27 protein-coding genes and 2 pseudogenes are annotated in these 20,961 nt (G+C 47.4%); 16 read left to right on the forward strand and 13 right to left on the reverse strand.

What is annotated here, in order from left to right; translation table 11 throughout:
- Window positions 1-11 precede the first annotated feature (11 nt).
- The 3 genes from accA to tilS all read left to right on the forward strand — a co-directional run bounded on the left by accA (window position 12) and on the right by tilS (window position 2,784).
- The gene (gene accA / locus JZM30_RS01260) at window positions 12-971 is read left to right on the forward strand and encodes an acetyl-CoA carboxylase carboxyl transferase subunit alpha (protein ID WP_252317293.1); all 960 of its coding nucleotides are present in this window, start codon (window positions 12-14) and stop codon (window positions 969-971) included.
- Between the two features lie 105 nt (window positions 972-1,076).
- The gene (locus JZM30_RS01265) at window positions 1,077-1,466 is read left to right on the forward strand and encodes a VOC family protein (RefSeq protein ID WP_252317294.1); all 390 of its coding nucleotides are present in this window, start codon (window positions 1,077-1,079) and stop codon (window positions 1,464-1,466) included.
- Window positions 1,393-2,784 carry a tRNA lysidine(34) synthetase TilS gene (gene tilS / locus JZM30_RS01270; RefSeq protein ID WP_308167109.1) on the forward strand — a complete coding sequence of 464 codons (1,392 nt, stop codon included), beginning with the start codon at window positions 1,393-1,395 and terminating at the stop codon, window positions 2,782-2,784. Before JZM30_RS01265 ends, tilS begins: the two co-directional genes overlap by 74 nt.
- Window positions 2,785-2,916: 132 nt before the next feature.
- On the opposite strand, the gene JZM30_RS01275 is transcribed toward tilS, so the two are convergent.
- The 3 genes from JZM30_RS01275 to JZM30_RS01285 all read right to left on the reverse strand — a co-directional run bounded on the left by JZM30_RS01275 (window position 2,917) and on the right by JZM30_RS01285 (window position 4,474).
- A complete protein-coding gene (locus JZM30_RS01275) occupies window positions 2,917-3,813 on the reverse strand; it encodes a hypothetical protein (protein ID WP_252317295.1) in 897 nt (298 codons plus the stop codon).
- 213 nt (window positions 3,814-4,026) lie between these two features.
- Complete coding sequence (gene rof, locus JZM30_RS01280; RefSeq protein WP_222158377.1) at window positions 4,027-4,287, reverse strand: Rho-binding antiterminator; 261 nt, start codon at window positions 4,285-4,287, stop codon at window positions 4,027-4,029.
- Complete coding sequence (locus JZM30_RS01285) at window positions 4,274-4,474, reverse strand: YaeP family protein (protein WP_222158376.1); 201 nt, start codon at window positions 4,472-4,474, stop codon at window positions 4,274-4,276. The genes rof and JZM30_RS01285 overlap by 14 nt, the downstream gene beginning before the upstream one ends.
- Before the next feature lie 311 nt (window positions 4,475-4,785).
- Between JZM30_RS01285 and JZM30_RS01290 the strand changes: the two are divergent.
- The 3 genes and pseudogenes from JZM30_RS01290 (at window position 4,786) to JZM30_RS01300 (ending at window position 5,943) form a co-directional block, all read left to right on the forward strand.
- Window positions 4,786-5,264, forward strand: a pseudogene (locus JZM30_RS01290) (YaeQ family protein).
- Between the two features lie 209 nt (window positions 5,265-5,473).
- A complete protein-coding gene (locus JZM30_RS01295; RefSeq protein WP_252317296.1) occupies window positions 5,474-5,650 on the forward strand; it encodes a copper resistance protein NlpE N-terminal domain-containing protein in 177 nt (58 codons plus the stop codon).
- 17 nt (window positions 5,651-5,667) lie between these two features.
- Window positions 5,668-5,943, forward strand: a complete 276-nt coding sequence (locus JZM30_RS01300; protein WP_252317297.1) for a hypothetical protein — start codon at window positions 5,668-5,670, stop codon at window positions 5,941-5,943.
- 68 nt (window positions 5,944-6,011) lie between these two features.
- Here the strand turns inward: JZM30_RS01300 and mutS are convergent, their stop codons facing one another.
- Window positions 6,012-8,585, reverse strand: coding sequence for a DNA mismatch repair protein MutS (mutS, locus tag JZM30_RS01305; RefSeq protein ID WP_252317298.1), 2,574 nt, complete (start codon window positions 8,583-8,585; stop codon window positions 6,012-6,014).
- 717 nt (window positions 8,586-9,302) lie between these two features.
- Between mutS and JZM30_RS01310 the strand changes: the two genes are divergently transcribed.
- The 10 genes and pseudogenes from JZM30_RS01310 (at window position 9,303) to JZM30_RS01355 (ending at window position 17,270) form a co-directional block, all read left to right on the forward strand.
- Window positions 9,303-9,803, forward strand: coding sequence for a helix-turn-helix domain-containing protein (locus JZM30_RS01310; RefSeq protein WP_252317299.1), 501 nt, complete (start codon window positions 9,303-9,305; stop codon window positions 9,801-9,803).
- Between the two features lie 409 nt (window positions 9,804-10,212).
- The gene (ecpA, locus tag JZM30_RS01315) at window positions 10,213-10,800 is read left to right on the forward strand and encodes a common pilus major fimbrillin subunit EcpA (protein ID WP_252317300.1); all 588 of its coding nucleotides are present in this window, start codon (window positions 10,213-10,215) and stop codon (window positions 10,798-10,800) included.
- Window positions 10,801-10,863: 63 nt separating this feature from the next.
- Window positions 10,864-11,402, forward strand: a pseudogene (locus JZM30_RS01320) (EcpB family pilus assembly chaperone).
- Window positions 11,403-11,428: 26 nt separating this feature from the next.
- Window positions 11,429-11,728, forward strand: coding sequence for a hypothetical protein (locus JZM30_RS01325; RefSeq protein ID WP_438801454.1), 300 nt, complete (start codon window positions 11,429-11,431; stop codon window positions 11,726-11,728).
- Window positions 11,725-12,315 carry an inverse autotransporter beta domain-containing protein gene (locus tag JZM30_RS01330; RefSeq protein ID WP_252317960.1) on the forward strand — a complete coding sequence of 197 codons (591 nt, stop codon included), beginning with the start codon at window positions 11,725-11,727 and terminating at the stop codon, window positions 12,313-12,315. The genes JZM30_RS01325 and JZM30_RS01330 overlap by 4 nt, the downstream gene beginning before the upstream one ends.
- Before the next feature lie 72 nt (window positions 12,316-12,387).
- Window positions 12,388-12,720, forward strand: coding sequence for an Ig-like domain-containing protein (locus JZM30_RS01335; protein WP_252317301.1), 333 nt, complete (start codon window positions 12,388-12,390; stop codon window positions 12,718-12,720).
- Window positions 12,713-14,869, forward strand: coding sequence for an Ig-like domain-containing protein (locus tag JZM30_RS01340; protein ID WP_252317302.1), 2,157 nt, complete (start codon window positions 12,713-12,715; stop codon window positions 14,867-14,869). Before JZM30_RS01335 ends, JZM30_RS01340 begins: the two co-directional genes overlap by 8 nt.
- Window positions 14,827-15,540 (forward strand): hypothetical protein, encoded by a 714-nt coding sequence (locus tag JZM30_RS01345; protein ID WP_252317303.1) that lies wholly within the window; start codon window positions 14,827-14,829, stop codon window positions 15,538-15,540. The genes JZM30_RS01340 and JZM30_RS01345 overlap by 43 nt, the downstream gene beginning before the upstream one ends.
- A gap of 1,183 nt (window positions 15,541-16,723) precedes the next feature.
- Window positions 16,724-16,930 carry a winged helix-turn-helix domain-containing protein gene (locus JZM30_RS01350; protein WP_252317304.1) on the forward strand — a complete coding sequence of 69 codons (207 nt, stop codon included), beginning with the start codon at window positions 16,724-16,726 and terminating at the stop codon, window positions 16,928-16,930.
- Window positions 16,931-16,946: 16 nt separating this feature from the next.
- Entirely contained in the window at window positions 16,947-17,270 is a 324-nt protein-coding gene (locus tag JZM30_RS01355; protein ID WP_252317305.1) for a hypothetical protein, read from the forward strand.
- A gap of 76 nt (window positions 17,271-17,346) precedes the next feature.
- Here JZM30_RS01355 and JZM30_RS01360 read toward each other — a convergent pair whose 3' ends face one another.
- From JZM30_RS01360 to JZM30_RS24205, 9 genes are all read right to left on the reverse strand, one after another.
- Window positions 17,347-17,721, reverse strand: coding sequence for a hypothetical protein (locus JZM30_RS01360; protein ID WP_252317306.1), 375 nt, complete (start codon window positions 17,719-17,721; stop codon window positions 17,347-17,349).
- 294 nt (window positions 17,722-18,015) lie between these two features.
- Entirely contained in the window at window positions 18,016-18,594 is a 579-nt protein-coding gene (locus tag JZM30_RS01365) for a hypothetical protein (protein WP_252317307.1), read from the reverse strand.
- Between the two features lie 23 nt (window positions 18,595-18,617).
- Window positions 18,618-19,076, reverse strand: a complete 459-nt coding sequence (locus JZM30_RS01370) for an OrgA/MxiK family T3SS sorting platform protein (RefSeq protein ID WP_308167133.1) — start codon at window positions 19,074-19,076, stop codon at window positions 18,618-18,620.
- Window positions 18,989-19,180, reverse strand: a complete 192-nt coding sequence (locus JZM30_RS24200) for an OrgA/MxiK family T3SS sorting platform protein (protein ID WP_367115804.1) — start codon at window positions 19,178-19,180, stop codon at window positions 18,989-18,991. The genes JZM30_RS01370 and JZM30_RS24200 overlap by 88 nt, the downstream gene beginning before the upstream one ends.
- Window positions 19,181-19,199: 19 nt before the next feature.
- Window positions 19,200-19,682, reverse strand: coding sequence for a hypothetical protein (locus JZM30_RS24955; protein WP_498037988.1), 483 nt, complete (start codon window positions 19,680-19,682; stop codon window positions 19,200-19,202).
- Window positions 19,571-19,957 carry a hypothetical protein gene (locus JZM30_RS24535; RefSeq protein WP_438801455.1) on the reverse strand — a complete coding sequence of 129 codons (387 nt, stop codon included), beginning with the start codon at window positions 19,955-19,957 and terminating at the stop codon, window positions 19,571-19,573. Before JZM30_RS24535 ends, JZM30_RS24955 begins: the two co-directional genes overlap by 112 nt.
- The gene (sctI, locus tag JZM30_RS01380; protein ID WP_286673420.1) at window positions 19,954-20,145 is read right to left on the reverse strand and encodes a type III secretion system inner rod subunit SctI; all 192 of its coding nucleotides are present in this window, start codon (window positions 20,143-20,145) and stop codon (window positions 19,954-19,956) included. The genes JZM30_RS24535 and sctI overlap by 4 nt, the downstream gene beginning before the upstream one ends.
- A 177-nt stretch (window positions 20,146-20,322) precedes the next feature.
- Window positions 20,323-20,580 carry a type III secretion system needle filament subunit SctF gene (sctF, locus tag JZM30_RS01385; protein WP_252317309.1) on the reverse strand — a complete coding sequence of 86 codons (258 nt, stop codon included), beginning with the start codon at window positions 20,578-20,580 and terminating at the stop codon, window positions 20,323-20,325.
- Window positions 20,573-20,836 (reverse strand): PrgH/EprH family type III secretion apparatus protein, encoded by a 264-nt coding sequence (locus tag JZM30_RS24205; RefSeq protein ID WP_367115805.1) that lies wholly within the window; start codon window positions 20,834-20,836, stop codon window positions 20,573-20,575. The genes sctF and JZM30_RS24205 overlap by 8 nt, the downstream gene beginning before the upstream one ends.
- Window positions 20,837-20,961: the final 125 nt, after the last annotated feature.

Raw genomic sequence — 20,961 nt, forward strand, 5'->3', positions numbered from 1 at the left:
ATAGGAATACTATGAGTCTGAATTTTCTTGATTTTGAGCAGCCGATTGCAGAGTTGGAAGCGAAAATTGACTCGCTGACCTCAGTCAGCCGTCAAGATGAAAAATTGGATATTAATCTGGACGAAGAGATCCAGCGACTGCGGGAAAAAAGCGTTGAACTGACGCGCAAGATTTTTGCCGATCTGGGTGCCTGGCAGATTGCACAATTGGCTCGTCACCCGCAGCGTCCCTACACGCTGGACTATGTCAGCCATATTTTCACCGACTTTGATGAGTTGGCGGGCGATCGCGCCTATGCTGATGACAAAGCGATTGTGGGCGGCATCGCGCGTTTGGATGGGCGTCCGGTAATGATCATTGGTCACCAGAAAGGGCGCGAAACCAAAGAGAAAATTCGCCGCAATTTCGGTATGCCTGCGCCTGAAGGCTACCGTAAAGCGCTGCGCCTGATGGAGATGGCAGAGCGTTTTAACCTGCCGATCATCACCTTTATCGACACGCCGGGCGCGTACCCGGGCGTTGGTGCCGAAGAGCGCGGCCAGTCGGAAGCCATTGCGCGCAACCTGCGTGAGATGTCCGGCCTGAGCGTACCGATTATCTGTACGGTGATTGGAGAGGGTGGTTCCGGTGGTGCATTGGCGATTGGTGTGGGTGACAAGGTCAACATGCTGCAATACAGCACCTATTCTGTGATTTCACCAGAAGGCTGTGCCTCTATCCTGTGGAAAAGCGCCGATAAAGCGCCGCTGGCGGCGGAAGCGATGGGGATCATCGCCCCGCGTCTAAAAGAGCTGAATCTGATTGATGCCATCATTCCTGAACCGCTCGGTTCTGCGCACCGTGATGTGGAAACCATGGCGGCGTCGCTGAAAGCACAACTGCTGTCAGACTTGCGTGAGCTGGATGAATTGGATAAAGACGCGCTGCTTGATCGCCGTTACCACCGTTTGATGAACTACGGTTACTGCTGATCTCAGACCTATCGCGCTGAATAAAGTCCGCTTTCCGCAAGGAGGCGGACTTTTTGCTATTATGCGGCTATTTCCATTATCACCTTGCCACAACAAGGAGTACGCATGCTGGCGTTAACGGCGATTCACCATATTGCTATTATTGCCTCTGACTACCGGCGCAGTAAGGCATTTTATTGCGATGTCCTTGGGTTTGAGCTGTTGGCGGAAACCTATCGGGCAGAGCGCGACTCATGGAAAGGCGATCTGGCGTTAAAGGGGCGGTACGTTATCGAATTGTTCTCGTTTCCCTCGCCACAGCCACGACCTACTCAGCCTGAATCCTGTGGCCTGCGCCATCTTGCTTTTGCGGTAGCTGACATTGACAAGGCGTGCGACGCACTGCAACGTGCAGGTGTTGCCTGTGAACCGGTGCGAGTGGATGAATTTACCCAGCGTCGCTTCACTTTCTTACGCGATCCAGATGGATTACCGTTGGAGCTTTATGAGCAGTGAGCGAACCGACGTGGCTACGCTACTGGAAAACGTAGCGGTGCAACTCTCTGGCTGTCAGCGTGTGCTGGTGGCTTATAGCGGCGGGCTGGATTCCAGCGTGTTGCTGCATATGCTGTATCAATTGATGCAGCAGCGCTCGGATATTGTTGTGCGTGCCGCCTATGTGCACCATGGGTTAAGTACTCACGCTGAGCGTTGGGCGCAGCACTGCATGCATACCTGCCAGCAATGGGATATTCCCTGTTCGGTGCTGCCTGTCACGGTGGATGCGCGTGAGCGTGGTGTTGAAGCGGCAGCACGCGAAGCGCGTTACCAGGCATTACGCCAACATCTGTTACCTGAAGAGGTGCTGCTTACCGCACAGCATCTCGACGATCAGAGTGAAACGTTCCTGTTAGCGCTAAAGCGTGGCAGCGGGCCAGCCGGGCTTTCAGCGATGGGGGCTACGGGGCAGTTGGGTGCTAATCGCTTGCTACGTCCATTGCTGGGCGTAGCGCGAGCGCAACTTGAAGATTATGCCCATCATTATCGACTCACGTGGGTGGAAGACGAGAGCAATTGCGACGCGCGTTACGATCGCAACTTTCTCCGTTTGCAGATATTACCGCAACTAAAACAGCGCTGGCCGTCATTTTCAGAAGCAGTGGCGCGCAGCGCGCGACTGTGTGCCGAGCAGGAACAACTGTTGGATGAATTGCTGGCGCCATTGCTTCAGTCGGCCTGTGACGCGAAAGGTGCGTTGGCGATTGATGCTTTGCTCCCCCAGAGCGAACCGCACCGTTTTGCGCTGTTGCGGCGTTGGCTGAGAGTGCACGAGGTGGCGATGCCTTCACGCGAACAATTGCTGCATCTGTGGCAGGATGTGGCTCTGAGCCGCCAGGATGCAGAACCGTTGTTACAATTGGGAACCGTACAGATTCGACGCTTTCGTCAGCGTTTATACTGTGTTGCCGAGTGTGTAAACGTCGTCGACCTGGTGTTACCCTGGCAACTTGAGCAGGGCAAACTAATGCTTCCGCACCGGTTGGGTTATCTGTCCTTGGACGAACAAGGTATGCGTATCCGACGCCCGCGTCCTGATGAGCAAGTGAGCGTTGGCTTTGGCCTGAAAGGGAAACTGCATATTGTTGGGCGCAGTGGCGGACGATCTGCGAAAAAACTGTGGCAGGAATATGCGATTCCTCCCTGGATGCGTGAACAAATTCCTATTATGTATTACAACGAATACCCTATCGCAGCCGTTGGCGTTTTTGTGATGCGGGAAGGAGAGGCTCATGATGATACTGCGGCGTGGCAGGTGGCGTGGAGTATGGCGTAGCGCTGATAATAGAATATATCAGCGCTAATCGAGTAACGCCAAGAATGTAATATGGCAGCTAAAATGGTTATCTAAACAACTTTATGCGCCGTAAGCGTTTTCTAATATATCTGGATATAGCCCATTATGCCGTTATTGTATTATTGTTAACAATTTCTGTATTTCTGGTATTTTTAATAACTGCTGTATGTCTGGCGGGAATAATCTATCTTTAGCCTCTTTGTCCTGTAAAGAGGTGTTATTATCTCTCAGCAGAACTGGTCTATTTACTGCCTCATCTGTTGCATGAGGGAAATTAAGTTTATTCAAGTAATTATGTAATGCAGATAACGCCTCTGTAAATTCTCGCTCTTGAAGTTTTGTTAATTTGTATTCTCCTTTTTTTATCCTTTCGTAAATAGCTAAAGAACCACTAACACAAGAAACCAAAGCACTAATTCTACATAAAACCGTTAACACTGTAGCGCCTGTGACGAGCATTACCGGGAAGACCAGAGGGAGTGCAAATAACGCTACAGATAGCAATATGGATGCGACAGAAAGGATCACTGTTGTGTTAAATAACATTGAATCATTACTCTCCTTTGATCTTTTATTATAGATTAACTTGTTTCCGCCATGTGGTTCATATAACTTATTAACAATGCCCTTTACTTTGGTTATTTCAACATCTAATTCAAGTTGGAGTGCTTTTAATGAGGTCTCTTTTTCATGCAATACGGAGGCTTTATCTAAAATTGCGATGATTGTTTTTAGGTTTTCCTGTAGGATTTTAATATCATTAGACAATTTTTTGTCATGTGCAAAAAAAGATGAGCAGTCGGTATTGGCAACCGTTTGTAGATGTGAAAAGAAAATATCCCATTTGTCGTTAGTAAATTCTTTATGAGTGTTACTGATGTGTTGTACTATTTCAGCCCACTTTTTCGGATTGGGATTTATCTGGGAGGCTGTAGACCAGTTTCCGATAGTCGTAATCGCATTGCCACATGAGTAGTCATTCTGACTCACTACATAGTTTGTTTCCACGTTACACATACCCGAACGCCCAAAAAAACGGTTACTAATGTTTGCTTATAAAGCTTCGTCTAGTATGTGTTTATTGTCACTCGGGTTTTTATCGGGGATTGGGTTTCTATCTTATCAACTACGGCAAGTATCGAATTTTTTGTCCTAATGCAAAACGGACAACCTGGGTTGTCCGTTGACTAAGTGTTTATCACGTGTTGGTTGCGTGACCAATCAGGATTCACTCACCACCACTTTGCCGATACCTGGATTACTGAAGCTCACGATATGATCCAGACGCAACTCTCGCAGTGCGCCATTTTCTTCCACCACCAGATATTCCACTTGCTTGCGCGAGACAATATCCTTGGCCTTGCCTGTAAGGGTTTCACCGCTGCGCAACTCTAGCGTCAGAGTCAGATGTTGCTGGCACGTAGCCTCAAGGCTATCGTAATCATCACAATTGATGGGTTGATATTCGTTACTCATTGACATAATCGCTCACCAATAAGTTAGCTGCGGCGAAGGCCGCCTGTTCCCTGACGGTGGACGGCAAGTCGCCATTGGCTGCGATCCCATCCAGAGTTTGCAAAACACAACCTAATGCATCGGGTATGTAGCCCAGATTGCCGCTGGCGATCTCCGCGTATAAACGACGAACCAATTCAGAATGTTGCTGCACAATATCCTCCCTTGGAAGCCCACCGCCGTAGGCTTTTGTGCCTGTTGTCGCCGCGATGGCCTCGTTTTTTGCTGATAAGGGGAGATAATCCCACGAAAATAAGTATTCGTTATCAAAATGACTATAGCATAGGCATCAGCAGGATATCAGCATTCCGGTGTTAAGCAATGCTTCAGTTAGCGCACAATTTTAACCTTTTTACACAATATACTTGAAGCTGTGACCGGTCTGTTTTCTGAATTGTTATCGGTATGCTGTGCGTCTCACCGGTTCACAAGGTACACTGGTTGCAGACGGAGAAGAGGTATCGAATGGCATTAAAAGCAACGATTTATAAAGCAGCAGTGAACATTGCGGATTTGGACCGCTCTTTTTTTACGATGCCAATTTGACCTTGGCGCAGCACCCCTCAGAAACTGAACAGCGTATGATGCTGCGACTGCTGGCGTGGATCTGTCATGCGGATGAAAATTTACGCTTCACCAAGGGGTTATGTGCTGATGACGAACCGGAAATTTGGTTGCGTGATGATACACTGGCGCTGAAGCTGTGGATTGAATTGGGGTTGCCAGATGAGCGTCGGCTTAAAAAAGCCTGCAACCAGTCTCCTAACGTTGTGCTCTATGTCTATGGTGAGCGAGCGGCCCATGTCTGGTGGCAATCGATAGAGCAAAAGTTGCGGCCGTATCGCAATCTTGCCGTCCGTTTTTTAGACGATCGCCAATTGCAGGCTTTGGCTGCAATGGCACAGCGCACGATGACGTTACAGGCAACCCTTCAGGATCGTTAGGTGTGGTTGTCTGATGATAAGAATAATCTGGAAATTACCTTTGCCGAGTGGCAACCGGCCCAATAATAGTCATGATCCTTGGTGACAGGAGAAGGTGGGGAGGAGAATAGCGTGAAAAAAATGGCGCTTGGCTTACTACTGGTTTTTGTGGCAGCAGGGTTGATGGATGTCATACGCCCAAACCAGTGCGTGAAGAAGCATTGCAGCCCATGGCGCAGAGTTATCGTGGTGTATTGCCTTGTGCAGATTGTGCCGGTATCGATACGTCATTATTCCTGGCTGAAAATGGCACGTTTATACTGCAACATCATTATCAAACCGATCGCCCCGGCAATCGCGTGTTTGCCACCTATGGCAGATTGTATCATCCAACACCTATCGTCTGACGGCGACCAAAGCGCCGTTGCCTACTACCCCGATGGCAATGCGTGGTTTGTACCGCTATATGGCCGATGCGGTGGTGTTTGCTGATTGTTTTACCGGTGTCACCTACCCGGTGGTAAATAATATCGTGATGGAAAAACGCTATTTACAGGTGCGTAAATCATCGGGAGACGCGGTGCTGCTTACCTTCAGCGCGCATTTTGCCGTTGTGCCTTCGATGAGAAGGGGGGAGGGAGGTAAAAAGCCTGGTCCCGAGCAGTGCGCCATTTCATATGAAAGCGCAAGACCATTGTAACGAGTAACAATACCAAAGCGACCGGACAAAAAGCGGCCTTCCTGAGAAAGGCCGCTTGCCATGAAAAGTTACACCATCGCTTTCAGTTTATACAGCCATTCCAGCGCCTGACGCGGCGTTAACGTATCGGGATCCAGCGCTTCCAGCGCTTCCAGTGCTTCGACCGCCGGAGCGGTCTCTTCGCTGGTTAACAACGCCAGTTGCGCACCATCCACATGGCTGGCAGAGGCGTGATTGGAAAGTGATTCCAGCTCTTTAAGCTTTTGCCGCGCACGTTTAATCACCTCTTTGGGCACACCCGCCAGCGCTGCAACGGCGAGGCCGTAGCTCTTACTGGCGGCGCCCTCCTGAACGCTGCGCATAAACGCAATGGTGTCACCGTGCTCCAGAGCATCAAGATGCACATTCGCAACGCCTTCCATTTTTTCTGGCAAATGGGTTAATTCAAAGTAATGGGTTGCAAACAATGTCATGGCCTTGATGCGCTGCGTCAGATTTTCAGCACAGGCCCAGGCCAGGGATAAACCATCATAGGTCGATGTGCCTCGCCCAATTTCATCCATCAATATCAGGCTGTTGGCGGTGGCATTGTGAAGAATGTTGGCCGTCTCCGTCATCTCCACCATGAACGTAGAACGCCCAGAGGCGAGATCGTCTGCGGCACCAATACGTGTGAATATGCGATCAACTGGCCCAATAGTGGCCTTATCAGCAGGTACAAAGCTGCCAATATGGGCCATCAGCACGATCAGCGCGGCCTGACGCATATAGGTACTCTTACCGCCCATGTTCGGGCCGGTAACGATCAGCATACGACGCTGCGGTGTGAGCGACAGCGGGTTGGCAATAAACGGCTCGCTCAACACCTGCTCCACCACCGGATGGCGTCCCCCTTCAATTTTTAACCCTGGCAGTTCACTCAGCGTCGGGCATAAATAATTCAGCGTATCTGCTCGTTCTGCCAGGTTGGTGAGAACATCAAGTTCTGCCAACGCGGCGGCACTTTGTTGCAATGCTTCAAGGTGCGGCAACAGTTGGTCAAATAAGTCGTCGTATAGGGCTTTTTCCAGCGCCAGCGCCTTGCCTTTGGACGTGAGCACTTTATCTTCGTACTCTTTCAATTCAGGAATAATGTAGCGTTCGGCATTCTTCAGCGTTTGGCGGCGTACATAGTGAATCGGCACCAAATGGCTCTGTCCGCGGCTCACCTGGATGTAGTAACCGTGCACGCCGTTAAACCCGACTTTGAGGGTATCAAGTCTCAGTTTTTCGCGCTCACGTATCTCCAAACGATCGAGGTAATCGCTGGCACCGTCAGCCAGCGCACGCCATTCATCCAGTTCAGCGTTATAGCCGCTGGCGATCACACCACCATCGCGCACCAGCACCGGTGGCGCTTCCACCACGGCGCGTTCCAACAGTGCGCACAGCTCGTCAAACTGATGAACATGCTGAGAAAGCTGTTGGACATAGTCTTCGGTGCTTTCTGCCAGCAGCGCATGGATGGCCGGATACTGGTGAAATGCATGGCGCATCCTCGCCAGATCGCGCGGTCTGGCGGTACGCAGCGCCAGACGAGCCAAAATACGCTCCAGGTCGCCAATCTGTCGCAATGGCGGCTGGAGTGCTTCCGCCAGTGGTTGCAACGCGCGAATGGTGCTCTGGCGTTGCGTTAGCGCTTGTCTGTCACGCGTGGGCATATGCAACCAGCGCTTAAGCATACGGCTGCCCATCGGAGTGACGGTGCAGTCCAGAATGGCTGCAAGCGTATTTTCGATGCCGCCTGCCAGATTCTGTGTCAGCTCCAGATTACGACGCGTGGCGGCATCCATAATGATGCCGTCTTGCTGGCGTTCCATGGTGATGCTGCGGATATGTGGCAGTGAGGTTCGCTGGGTATCTTTGGCATACTGTAGCAGGCAGCCGGAGGCACGCAGCGCCAGTTTCGCCTGTTCAACCCCGAACCCTATCAGGTCGCGTGTGCCAAACTGCATATTGAGCTGCTGCCGCGCGGTTTCCAACTCAAATTCCCACAGCGGACGGCGGCGCAACCCATGGCGATGTTCGATCAAATGAGCGGCACCAAACGATTCCGGATAAAGCAACTCAGCAGGATTGGTGCGTTGCAGCTCTGCCGCCATGGTCTCTTCATCGGCCGGCTCCATAACGCGAAAACGCCCGGAGCTGATATCCAATGTAGCATAGCCAAAGCCACGCCCGTCCTGCCAAATGGCTGCTAAAAGATTGTCCTGTTTTTCCTGCAACAGTGCTTCGTCGCTGATCGTCCCTGGGGTGACGATACGTACCACTTTGCGTTCTACGGGGCCTTTGCTGGTCGCTGGATCGCCAATTTGTTCGCAGATGGCGACGGATTCGCCTTGCTGCACCAGTTTTGCCAGGTAGTTTTCAACTGCGTGGTGCGGAACGCCTGACATGGGGATGGGTTCACCGGCCGAAGCACCGCGTTTGGTAAGTGAAATATCCAATAGCTGTGACGCACGTTTGGCATCATCGTAAAACAACTCATAAAAGTCGCCCATGCGGTAAAACAGCAGGATGTCGGGATGCTGCGCCTTTAGCCTGAAATACTGCTGCATCATGGGCGTATGGTCGGTGAAATCCTTCTCGATAGGTTCATTCATCTCTGTCTTACTCATTTTTAGCTATTGGGGATTCAATGGACAAGTCACTTATGCTGCAAGCATTTGCTTAAACCAAAATAGCCTGCCAGCAACATTTCTACACCATGGTACGGTATATCTTACCACTTTCCCCCGCAGGGATTCACCCACAGAGGTTCGCTATCCGGAACGTTATCAAAGCAGTAGTGGAAAATGTATCTTATTCTGATACCAGCCTCTTAATGCGCGAAGCGTATCGTAAATTTAGGTGGATGATTTGCAAACGATAGGCATGGATACCGATCGGTATGATGATAATGCGACGAATACCCATGATGACTACGATGCCATTTTTTCCTTTGTGTCAGGTAAAAATTGTTGGATTTGCTACTGCTAAAGTATTGTCAATTTGTTCCGTTATTAAATGTGTTTATAACATTTTTGTAGTGTCTATTTTGGTGCAACTCTGTAAATTAATATGGAAAATTCTTAGTTAATGGTGGAGTTTTCTTATTTTAAATCATTCCTTGAAATTTGGTTTGTTTTAGATCGTTGATTTGTAACTTTTTATATATATCTATTTTGTGCGTGTGTTTTGTTCTTAGGAAAATTAATCTTTTGTCGGTTGATGTAAAAGATAAAAAACTATTGATATATTTTTCTGTTTGCATAAAATGCCTACTAATTGTTATGCGTTGGCGAAATTATAGAGAGGTAGCAAGTAGGATAATTCGGAAAATGAACGATGAAAGTAACTATTACCTCAGCATCGGATTGGTTGATGTTGTTGCGAATAGTAAATACAACTACATGGGCGGCGGGTTTGTCTTTGTTGACTTCTCATTGGCGAACATAAAAATTTTCACCAATGCTCGTTGGCTGGATTACCCTACGCGTTCCGGGTTGCGCTTGATCCTTGTTTCTGACAAATTAATGGAGCCTCTGGCTGCCTACTGGAAGGTGCGGGATGACAGAATTTTTTCAGTGTTGTACACCAGTGATGGTTATGAAAATATCTTGAAGTCTATAGATAAAATCTATTTAAGAAAGATGAATGCGACGAGAGTACGGGGGCGAATGACAGAAAAGGAAGTGTCTGTCTTATTCCTGGTGCTTGACGGGTGTTCTTTAAAAGAAATCGCTGGAGAACTGCAAATAGGCAGTAAAAGGCTATATAACATAAAATACTCAATTGAAAGAAAGTTGGGTGTTAGGTTATTTCATGCTTTTCAATTTTAAAATATAATTTTTCTGTTAGGTGTTTTATTTCATAATCAAAATCATGTTTATGAAGGAAATATCGCGGAGAAAGTTTTCTGCACGTGTAAAAAACATTAATTTAACCCTGGGAAGCATTACTTTCCAGTGATGATGTTGTATATGCTTTCGTTGAGTTATTATGAAATCTAGTTAGGTGCTTTAAATTGATATTGCCAGTAATTATGATGATCTGGTGCGGTTTATTGTGCCATGAAAAAACAATATCTTATTTTTACCCCCCCCTTTGAGATGAAGCTTTTTTATATGCTTTATCATTAAGGGATTGGTGATATTAAGATGTTTTTTTAGTTGATGAGGTTTTACCTTTTATAAAATGCAGTAAGTTTTATTTTTCTATCTATTAAACATAAGCAGTAAGAATGTAAGAATGAAAAAAAGTATTATGGTGCTCGCCTTGGCTGCGGCAGTTGTCAATATTGGTGCTGTGCAGGCTGCTTATGTAACCGCTCAGGCGATGGCGACATGGTCAGCGACGGCTAAAAAAGACACCACCAGCAAGCTGGTTGTCACGCCGCTTGGCAGTCTCGCATTTCAATATGCCGAGGGTGTGAACGGCTTTAACTCTCAAAAAGGTCTGTTTGATGTGGCGGTTGAAGGCGATACCAGCGCAACCTCTTTCAAACTGACGTCCCGCCTGGTCAGCAATACGTTGACGCAATTAGATTCATCCGGTTCCACGCTGAATGTTGGTGTCGATTATAACGGCACGGCCATTGAAAAAATGGCTGATACCGTACTGATTGATACCGCTAACGGTGTTCTCGGTGGAAACCTGAGCGCATTGTCCAACGGGTATAACCAGACTGGTCGCACTACGGCACAAGATGCATTTACCTTTGCCATTATTAGCGGCACCAGCGATGGCACCACGCCTGTGGCTGATTACAGTCAGTTGCCGGAAGGGATCTGGAGCGGTGATGTTAGCGTTCAGTTCGATGCGACTTGGACCAGATAAGTTCTCTTTGCGAGAAAAAGGCGGGGTAACCCGCCTTTTTTTAATGTGTAATACGGAAGAATCATGAAACCTGTTATTTTCATAATGAGTTTATTCTTAGTGAATATTGCGCCCGCGTTAGCGTTAGATGTGGGGGATATTACTGCCTTTATTCACAGCGACAGTACCACGCTTAGCAAAGAAATTAAAAATACGACCAATGATGGTCGGCTGGTGAATGTCAAAGTGGAAAGATTATCTTCCCCGCTTGAAGATGGCACCATTATTCCAATGGAAAAAAGATGAGAGATGCGCAGAGTGGATCGTCAAGTAAAACTGCTGTTGCGACTGCCTCAGCCCGAATTGGTACGATCCTGGTGGTGGCGCCAAGGAAAGTGATCTTTGGCTACCAGTACGCCAATGGAAAAATAACCAATACCGGAAATGCGACGTTACGCGTGATTGCCTACGGTCCTTGCTTAAAACCGGTTGATGGCAAGGAGTGCAAAGAAAACTATTATCTTATGTCGGGAAAATCACGTGTTTTTTCTCGCGTCAATACTGAGGATAAAAAAGGTCGAGTTGCCATGTGGCAGGCTGAAAAATTCGTTTCCGTTAAATGAGCAACAAACCTGACAGAATTAATGCTATGTACAAATTGCAAATAAATATCGAAATCAAAAAAATTGTAATATCTATGATGGTGTTATTTCCTGTTGCGTTTGACGTAGCAGCGGCGCAGAAAACTGCTCAACAGATTGGCGGTGTCATGATACCCCAAGCTTTCCGCAATGCATTGCAAGATGGAATGAGTATACCGTTATTTATTCATCTGGATAGCAGTGCCGAATCGCAAAACGATCAACGTATCGGTAATGCGGTTATCTGGTTAGACGGTGAGAATGTGAAAGTCATGACCGTCAACGCAACCCTTATGCTATCACGATAGGGACAAGCTATACGCCATTCCCGCTCTTGACCCTGAACGCCGAACAGCGTCAGGGAAAATCAGGAGAACGCGAGATGCGATGGGGCATGGAACTCAATTATCGTTTTCATGAACCATGGCATCAGCAGATTAATCCTGGTCAGGTGACCGCTCTGCGTCGTATCGCTGGTAGCCGGTTTGATTTCGTCGATCGTAATAATCAGATTGTCCTGGAGTATCGTAAAACCCACCTGCTTCATCTGTTTACCCCTTCTTTACTGATGGGATATGGCGGTGAACAGAAAACTTTCCCCATTTCGGTCAACAGCAAATATGCCTTGGCGCGCATTGACTGGTCTGCATCTGCATTACTGGCTCAAGGGGGAAAAATTATCAGGGAGAGCAGCGACCGTTTCAGTGTCCAACTGCCGCCTTATCGAACGCAAGGGGATAACACCTACAGCATGAGTGCGGTTGCGGTGGATACGCAAGGCAATATATCGCGCAGTGCGACGACGCAGGTGACGGTATTAGAAGCGGAAGTCAGCGCATTAAACAGCAGCATTGAGCCAGAAAATATCTCGCTCCCTGCCAATGGTAAAGCGTAGCAGCGCTTAACGCTTAAGGTGAGAGATCTGCACGGAAATCCTGTCGATCTGGATCCCAATGAGATTCGCATAATGTCAAAACGGACGAAACGCAGTGCGGATGCTTCGGTTGTTTCTGCATTGGAGCGCCAGTCTGCGGGAGAATATGCCGCAACGTTAACGGCTGGCATGCTGCCCTCCGTGTTTACCATTGCTCCTTCCGCGCGTGACATCACGCTGGCGACAACACATGTCACGTTGACAGCGGATGCCTCAAGTGCCGCCATTAGCGGTTTAGTCGTGGAAACGAACAATGCCGTGGCCAACGGTAAAACGACCAATGAGATTACCATTACCGTCACAGATGCCAGTGGACACCGGGTTCCCGATGTGCAGATACAGTTACAGGCTGATAGCGGTGATTAGTGCGACCGCGCTCACTGATACACAAGGCGAAGCTAAGGTATCACTGACCAGTGTCCGCGCAGGTAACACCACGGTGACCGCGAATATCAAGGGTTCATCTGTGCATCAGGTTACGCTGATATTCCAGCCTGAGTACCAAACGGCTAACGTGATCGAACTCTTACCCTCCGCGGCACCTTACCTTGCGGATGGGCAATCACCGGTGCACTATCGCGAACTAATCAAAGATGCTCAGGGTAACCCGGTACCGGGTGTCAGGGTGAACTGGTCTTCCGATCGTGATGCTCGCGTGGTCAGGTTTAGCGACGTGCAAAGCCTTTCCAATAACGAAGGTATTGCCGTGACTTCGATAACCAGTAGCCAGTCGTTCGGTGTTACTGTTACCGCGTCGAGCCCGCATTCAACGCGCACGGTAGAGACGATAACCTTCATCAATGGGGCCTTATCGGAAGCGAATTCCTTGTTACGGGTTTACCCCACTACGGTGGTAGCCGGAAAAGAAAAGGCGGCGCTGCTGTTGGTATTGCGTGATAAGAAGGGTAATCCGCTCACCGGGCAGAACGTCGTTGCTGTTAGCGACAAATCCAACGTACTGTTTGGTGAAACGAAAGAGCTTGCGGAAGGACGCTATCGCATCGAGGTAAGTTCGACACACGCACAAGAGGTGTTACTTTCCGTGCGCGTCAATAATGTTCCACTCACTCTTACGCAGCCCTTGGTAGTGACCGGCGATGGCAGCCAAGGGAGTATCGACGCAGTGAGTGTCAGCAGGACGCGGATGACCGCTGGCGATCCCTTTGGCATTACTTACAGCGCAAGCATTGTCGATGGCAATGGTAATCCGCTACCGGGCATGATGGTTTTTTGGCAGTCGGAGGGCAATGTCAGCGCGGGAGAGCGGATAACGAGTACAGACGCCAACGGGGTTGCTCATATCACCCTAAAAAGTCAGACGGCGGGTATTCTGCGCATGACGGCGTATCTGAACGATAAAAACCAAAAAAGGGTACCCGATGTCACGATTGATCCCGCAGCCGTTGACCAACAGGCTTCTCGATTCCACGCGGATAAAATGGAGATTGGTTCAGACGGTAAGGACGCTGCATTGCTGAACGTCATGTTGCGGGATACTTATGGTAATGCGATTTCGGGTAAAACGGTGGTGTTTAATGGTGCCGCGTCGCTTTCTGGGTTCGCTATTACGCCAGTGCACGATAACAACGATGGCTCCTATCAGGCCAGAGCGACATCCATGGAAAAGGGGCGCGTGTCTCTGACTGCGAGCGTTGAAGGAAAAACTATCGGCAGCGCTGTAGCTATCTCGGTAGGGGCAGCGATGCCGGATTTGCGGTTCGACAATGTCCTTCAGAAAGTGACGTATACGCACCAATTTCACCACTCTCAAGCGGTAAAAGGAGCACCTGCGAAGCTGCAACAAATGCGGTCAAGTTCCGATCCTGACATTACATCGGTTGCCAGGGGAACAGGGCAAATAACGCTGCGTAAAGCGGGAAGCGTGACCATCACGGTGCAGACTGCGGGGAATGCGCAATATCATCCTGCCAGTGCAAGCTATCAACTTCAGATTGCGAAGGCTTCGCCTGGATTAAGTGTCAACACTCAACAGATTACGGCTGTTTGGGGGGAGGGGAAGACGTATTCAGTTGAAGGCCATTTCACGAACCCGGATGTTGGTGCATCGTTACCTTTAACCTATCAAAGCGATCGCGAAAACGTGGTTCGGGTAACGGATAGCGGTGAGCTACGTCCAATCGCGCAAGGCAATGCCATGATCTCCCTTCGCACGTCGGAAACCGAGCAGTTTCTCTCTGAGTCGGTGAACGTTTCATTCATGTTAAGTAAGGGAAGTGTGCCCGTTCGTTTTGCATCAGATACAGTAGCGGCGACGGATCTCAGCGTATTCAAACTACAGAAACCGGCGAATCTCCCCGTAGATGCCGTCGTTGAGTGGAACTCGAGCGATCAAGAGGTCATTGCTGTCACGCCTGAAGGGCAGATTTCTGAGCCATTAAAAAAGGCAAAACCCGACTTCGACTTACGATTAAGGAAAATGCGTTTTATACCACGAGCACCGGTGCCTACTATGTGCAGGTATTCACTACGCCTAAACCCCGCATATCGGGGGTAAAATATGGCAATAATGGCCTTCTGGCGGAGTCAGGCAGTATATGGGCTCCGGTTTTCACCGAGGATAAACTGCGCGTTACCTGGTCGGTTAACAGCAGCACGACTTATGATGCGCCGCGTTATGTTGAGGTGACTTTACGCGATGAGTCGTGGAGCAAACTTGATCATCAACGTATCGATTCATCGACTGGTAGCGTCGAAACCGCTTTTAGCCCGCAGGAACACTATATCGGTAAACGTGTACACGTGGAGGTGGTTGCATACGGCCACGACACATTGCAAGAGACAGCATCCACTTCTGAGGTAAGTGTCAACCCGACCAAACCCACGGAAATATACGGTAGCCACTGGGCGATCACTTATAATTCGCGCAGAATTATCACCAGCACAGGAGAATACGATAGTGGTTGCCAAGGGAGCTATTTTGGCAGAATGCACCATGCGCTTGTGCAACCCAACACGCGTTTTGACTTGGCAGGACAAAGGAGACTGATGGCTCCGTTGACCATTGTTCACAAGATTGTCGAGGGGCAAGGTGATACGCGTAATGTTAATTATCCCGCTTATCCTCGAGTGCTAGTGTGGGCTATCAAGAGAAATCACATCGCTTTGCGATTAAGGAAGAGTGCTGGGTCAGCCATTCCGGCTCTGGCATTTTGCAAACGCGCATGACCTTTACCGGGGTATCGGAAGTCACCAACCAACCTTTCCGGTGGCATGGATAAGCTCCGCTTGCGCCCGGAGAGAGATATCTGGGCGCACCCTTATTATCTACAGAGAGAGGGGTAAGGAAGTTTTGTAAGAATCGTTTTTTGCAAGAGCAACCCTATCCGGAAGATTATAGTGCTATATCATAAATGAATCATATCTTGAAAAAAAGGGGGGAGATATCAATGTCTAACCAACACAACAAGACAGCTTTCATATTAAAATTATGTTTTGTTATTTTTATTGGCTTCGTAAAATATTTTCAATGCAGTCAGTGTTATGCTCAAAGCCAAATGACATATGCTGACGGCCAGGCGTGATAACCGAACTTGTAAATTATTATTGTATATATCTACGTATTTTGTCTGATGACTTATCTCTAAAAGATCTGCAGTAGTAGTCGAGTATCGGAAAGTAGATTAGCCCGTATTGATATTGGAGCCATTTTATTTAATGATTGCGCATGGAATTTGTGAAGGTGTTATGGTGTTGATTGTCTTTTGCTGGCATATCGTTATCTCTGATAAATGCATTGAAAATCATGCTGTTATATGGTTTTTCTTGCGCAGGGAATCACCAGTGAAATGACGCTTTTATATCTGATTTTGGCTCGTTTTTTCTTTTTGTAGCCTAATTGAAAATAATAGTTACACTTGGTTATTAAATGCCTTTTTTCTGTTGATATGATTTGTCTTATCGATTGGATGCAATGTTATTAATAGTTTTAAACAGTTTTTAATTCCTCGAATTTACAATGATCATGTATGAATTGCATTAAGAAAAAACAATGCATTAGAAATCAAAACATCGTTTTTATTATTTCCACTTCACGTTTTTATAAAATATTTTCGCTGCTGCATGAAACAATCAAGGTACATTTTTATGGTGGATTATCATAAGGATGGATAATGAGTATCTTGGTGGCAGAAATTTAAGGAGGAGAGGTAATTACTGCCACCATGGTTTGTAGTGAGAATTCCCTGATGGTGGATTCCTTTGTTAGATAAAATATCAGGCGGATATGCAAATGAACATTAGCTTAATGAATGATGGCAATATCTACTTTCTTGGCTTCATTTTTAGCCCCAAGCTCAGGACATTAAGCTGTGGTGACACCTTATATCAATTGAGGAAAAAGTAGTCCGATGTGTTGGCTCTGCTTTGCGAAAGATATCCTCATCCCGTATCACAAGATGATTTTCTGTCATGTGTGTGGGAAGGGGGATATGTAACATCGCAAAGCATTGCGCAGGTGATTCACGCACTGCGGCGTAATTTGCAGGATAAAGATAAGCAAATCATCGTGACTATCCCTAAGTTGGGATACCGTTTTGGGGTGACCCCCTTCTTTTGATGAGCCTCAGACAGGTGTGGAGGAAGATGCTTTTAGCGCCCACCCTGAAGTCGAAACACTCTATACGGCACAGTACGACACGTCGTGCGGGCAGTTTGTTTATGACAGAACCTCGCTTGATCAATCTGACGTCCATTCCTGTCAATTCATTGGCGATTTCTCCTTGTGTCAGGCCAAAGAAAAAAATATGCGTCTCAGGAATGTCGTGCTGGTTGTCGTATTTATCATTACGGCTTATCTGTTATGGTATTTAACGAAAAATTCGATGGCCTCGGTGCATTCGGTTGTCATTGGGCATGATGGTGGAGTTCAGTCGTCGGAATGGACGAATCAAAGCTAAACAGGCGCTCCTTGCCACCTTGTAAAGGTGGCGTTGGTCATTCACCGATCATGTCTAAAGCAACACAATGATTATATTAGAATTTTTCTATAGCTGTATTCTCCTCATCCGTAGGGAAAAATATTTCATATATCATCGTGGTGTATAAAATATTCGTCCCCGCAAGTTGCATGGCCTTTTTGCTGAGGACCGTATTTGCGTATTCCGCATGCGTGGGGTCTTTGCGCATCTTTTCATTAGCGACATTCATTGCTTTACTCAGCGCGTCTAACGTTAATGGCGAATTTGTTGCAAGGGCTTTCAGCTTTTCAAGTATGCTTTGCAGATTGCCCTCTGGATGATTAACGGTAAGGTAGCGCAAAACCATTGCGTCAAAGTCATCATTGCCTGTACGGGAGACATTCTTTGATACGGTATTCCTTCCTTCAAGATGCGTGGGAGATATCATCAATCTTCATCCTTAGTCGTGTATGTGGTGGTTGATATATACCCGTCATACTTCAAGTTGCAGATACGTTGGCTGCGTTCGTTATTCGGCCCATCCCTGGGCCTCAGCGCTAACGAGGCCGCTGCAAGCAGCGTTAAATCGACTCCGGGCAGATTTGTCACTCGAATCACTTACCAGAGTAAACTCATCGGGATTCGTTCACTTGCCGCCTTGCGAAACGCATAAATGAGTCTCGCTCTACGGACCAGCGCAAGTGCTGTTCAAAACGTAAACGCTTTGTCCTGCAACTCGAATTATTTAGGGTATTGCCTGTTGCAGTATTTCAATAATCTCTTGCAATGTTGCCGGTGTTAATGCATTCAGTTGCTGCGTGAATGTCTGCGTTTCGTTGTCAGCCTGTGTCATCCATTGCTGGCAAAGTGTTTCAGCAGGAAAGCGTAATGCGTGCGAGCCACATTGCAGCGTAATGTGATTTTCATGCGTGGTTAAACACGTCAAATGCGGCGATACGTCAGGTATAGCCACACCATCGGGTAAGATAAGCGTCATCGCGTCGCTATGACGGCAATGCGCGTTTAACTGTGTAACTACGTATTCAACGACGATCGGATCGTGCAGTGTTTGAGTCAGCGCCTTCTGCAAGTGGTGGCGTTGCTCTGTCCAGCGTTTATGCTGTAGCGTTTCATAGTCGTTCAACATGGCAAGGACTGTGGTGAAGAACAGCTTGAAACCTGTGGAAAATCCTTCCTTCTCTTTCTGCTTTTTTATCTCGTCGGCTGCACGCTTTTGTTCATCATGAATCTCATGGCAGCGGCGTAACGTATGCTCAATGGCATTTTGGGAACGGCATTGTTGTTTACGGTTTTTTTGCCGCAATGAGTACTGAATCGCGGCACTCTTCAGGCAGTTCTGCCAGGGAAATTGTTCGCATAATGCGTGACCATATTGAATAAGTTGATATGATCGGGTGTACGTGGCGCGTCCATTTTGGGGAGTTCAATGTCGGTGGGGAACAACAGCATAAATCGTTGTTGTAGAGCCTGTGGAATCGGATGACAGTGATTTAATATGAACCTCGCCCCGCAAGCCTGTGTCGTATACCCTCCTTGCTTTAGGAGGCTAGGATCGACATGGTGGATCAGTGGTAATGCAATAAAACTCAGTAATTGTGGATCGGAAAATAGCGCCCGGTTGAGATCTGACATAGATGATTTGAGAAGATAACCACCTAATAAATGCGCAATATCCGGCATGTGATCCCACTGCTTTATCATGACTGCCGCCGGCGTATGTGCTGCATCCCAGGTTTCAGGGGGGCGGTAAGCTGGTAGCGCCGATAAAGCCAGTAATTCAGTAATGGCTCACTGGCGCGCTCCTTTGTGCGCCAAGCCTCAGGTAAATGAGAAGGGTGGGCGTAAGCGACCGGGTGGTACAGTATACGAAAGCTGCTAATGGCAGATATTCATTCCCGTGGCTCCTTATCACGCGTCATTGCTGTTACCGCACCATGTGGGGGATGAACGGCGCATCGTCTTTGCGATGAAATAGATTCCTGTCATTAGCATGCCGAGTAGAACGAGTATCAGCGCGCCTTGCCAAACCGTGAACTCGACAGAACGCACTTTGGTGGGAGGAACGTATTGAATGGCGGGGACAGCAAAAAGCACTACAGAAATGTTTTCGTAGCGAATATTACTGAGACTGTTTTTAATGAGTGATTTTACCTGAGAAATAAATACGCTTTCATCGATATTTCCCTTATGAGTAATTATCACGCCTACATGATCGGACGTGAAACGAGTTGCGGCATCATTACTGAATAGGGGATAACTGATGTGGACTTCCGCATTTACTACTTGGCTAATAATACGTAATGACTGTTCGAGGCGTTGTTCTTGTAGTGATATGACCCTGGCCTGTTCTGCATTGGGATGGGATACGCTACCAGTGTGCTCTCCGGGAATGCCTGCCCAATTCGTACATCACTTGTCCATGGCAACTGGTAGAGATTGATAATCGACAATGCTGCAGTAGTCTCAGCCCGGTTAATGGTGATCGTGTAGCCACCTTTTCCACCACCTTGCTTTTGGGCAGCTATATCGTATTGCTGTAAAACAGCCAATACCTGATTTGCTTGTTGCTGTGTCAAATTTTCAAGCAGGTGGTTCTCATTACACGCCATGAGTAACATGGCGTGTAATGTGGCCAGCAGAAATTTGGCGCATTTCCAAAACATCATTGTGCTTTTTCCAGCGTTTCTATCGTGCTAACGCCTTTACGAGCCAGCGTGCTGATTAATGAGACGTAATTACTGTATTCTCCAAGGTAGCTTTGCAGTTGTAATTGTGCCTCAGGGTTGCTGGAAAACGCTGGTGAGTTGCTTAGGGCATTAATGGCTTGTTTAAATTGCTCATCTGTTTCACCCATTTGTTTAAAATTAGTGGATACCAGCCTGGAAAATGCTTGGTCGTGGACTCGCGTTGAGTCTGTCTCTTCCCAATCATTTTTTCCGGTGTCAGTTGCGTTAACTCAACCAAGTTTTTATTTATTAGTTCCATTGACATTCCTCAAGCATGAGTAATATAAAAAACATTCAGAACAGTATTAGCGGAAGTTTTGAATGATGGCCGCGCCGATATCTTTATAGGCCTTTATCGTGCTTGTTTGTGCATTTCTAAATAGCGTGTAAGCCTGTAATTTAGACTGATAGTCAGCCAGAATAGAGGGGTTTGATGGATCTGCTGTGAGAGCATCTTTGGCTGTGTTCAGTTTTTCCATTAAGGTTTTTGCTCCCGCTTCAAATTCGCCAGACATTTTGTCGAGAAAAATACTGTCGATATGTTGTGGGGTGTAATCAGCCATAATTTATGTCCTTTTTGTTTAGTGGAAAATACCAATGCTTAGGGGATATAAAAAGATATCCCTCTTTTGCATTAAGGTAAGACTTATCTTTCAATATGTTTCCGTTCATATTTATCGAGAAACTAACGATCTGATCTCCCCATTGATTGTAAAAATCAGTAATAAATGTATTCAGTGAGTTTATTGTGCTATCACTAAGGTCATCTCTGATGATCAGCGCAAAGCTACTGTCTGTAGTAACACAGCGATAGAGGATCTGATACGCTCAAGCCCATGCTGGGCTTGCTTTACAAGGGATTCTTTATCTTTAAAAAAACATCAATACGTTTTGCATATGGGAGTGACTGATGTGCCTGTATTTTTAATGAGGCTTCCTGTTCA

The sequence above is a fragment of the Candidatus Symbiopectobacterium endolongispinus genome (genome assembly GCF_018777385.1).
Taxonomy (GTDB): Bacteria; Pseudomonadota; Gammaproteobacteria; order Enterobacterales; family Enterobacteriaceae; genus Symbiopectobacterium; species Symbiopectobacterium endolongispinus.

Excerpts from the sequence above, each read along its gene's own strand:
- JZM30_RS01310 (WP_252317299.1), top strand. The coding sequence starts at position 9,303 with ATGAACGATGAAAGTAACTATTACCTCAGCATCGGATTGGTTGATGTT.
- mutS (WP_252317298.1), bottom strand. The coding sequence starts at position 8,585 with ATGAATGAACCTATCGAGAAGGATTTCACCGACCATACGCCCATGATG.
- JZM30_RS01295 (WP_252317296.1), top strand. The coding sequence starts at position 5,474 with ATGGCGCAGAGTTATCGTGGTGTATTGCCTTGTGCAGATTGTGCCGGT.
- tilS (WP_308167109.1), top strand. The coding sequence starts at position 1,393 with ATGAATTTACCCAGCGTCGCTTCACTTTCTTACGCGATCCAGATGGAT.
- JZM30_RS01265 (WP_252317294.1), top strand. The coding sequence starts at position 1,077 with ATGCTGGCGTTAACGGCGATTCACCATATTGCTATTATTGCCTCTGAC.
- ecpA (WP_252317300.1), top strand. The coding sequence starts at position 10,213 with ATGAAAAAAAGTATTATGGTGCTCGCCTTGGCTGCGGCAGTTGTCAAT.
- accA (WP_252317293.1), top strand. The coding sequence starts at position 12 with ATGAGTCTGAATTTTCTTGATTTTGAGCAGCCGATTGCAGAGTTGGAA.
- JZM30_RS01335 (WP_252317301.1), top strand. The coding sequence starts at position 12,388 with ATGTCAAAACGGACGAAACGCAGTGCGGATGCTTCGGTTGTTTCTGCA.
- sctI (WP_286673420.1), bottom strand. The coding sequence starts at position 20,145 with ATGGGTGAAACAGATGAGCAATTTAAACAAGCCATTAATGCCCTAAGC.
- JZM30_RS01325 (WP_438801454.1), top strand. The coding sequence starts at position 11,429 with ATGTACAAATTGCAAATAAATATCGAAATCAAAAAAATTGTAATATCT.
- JZM30_RS24535 (WP_438801455.1), bottom strand. The coding sequence starts at position 19,957 with ATGATGTTTTGGAAATGCGCCAAATTTCTGCTGGCCACATTACACGCC.
- sctF (WP_252317309.1), bottom strand. The coding sequence starts at position 20,580 with ATGGCTGATTACACCCCACAACATATCGACAGTATTTTTCTCGACAAA.
- rof (WP_222158377.1), bottom strand. The coding sequence starts at position 4,287 with ATGTCAATGAGTAACGAATATCAACCCATCAATTGTGATGATTACGAT.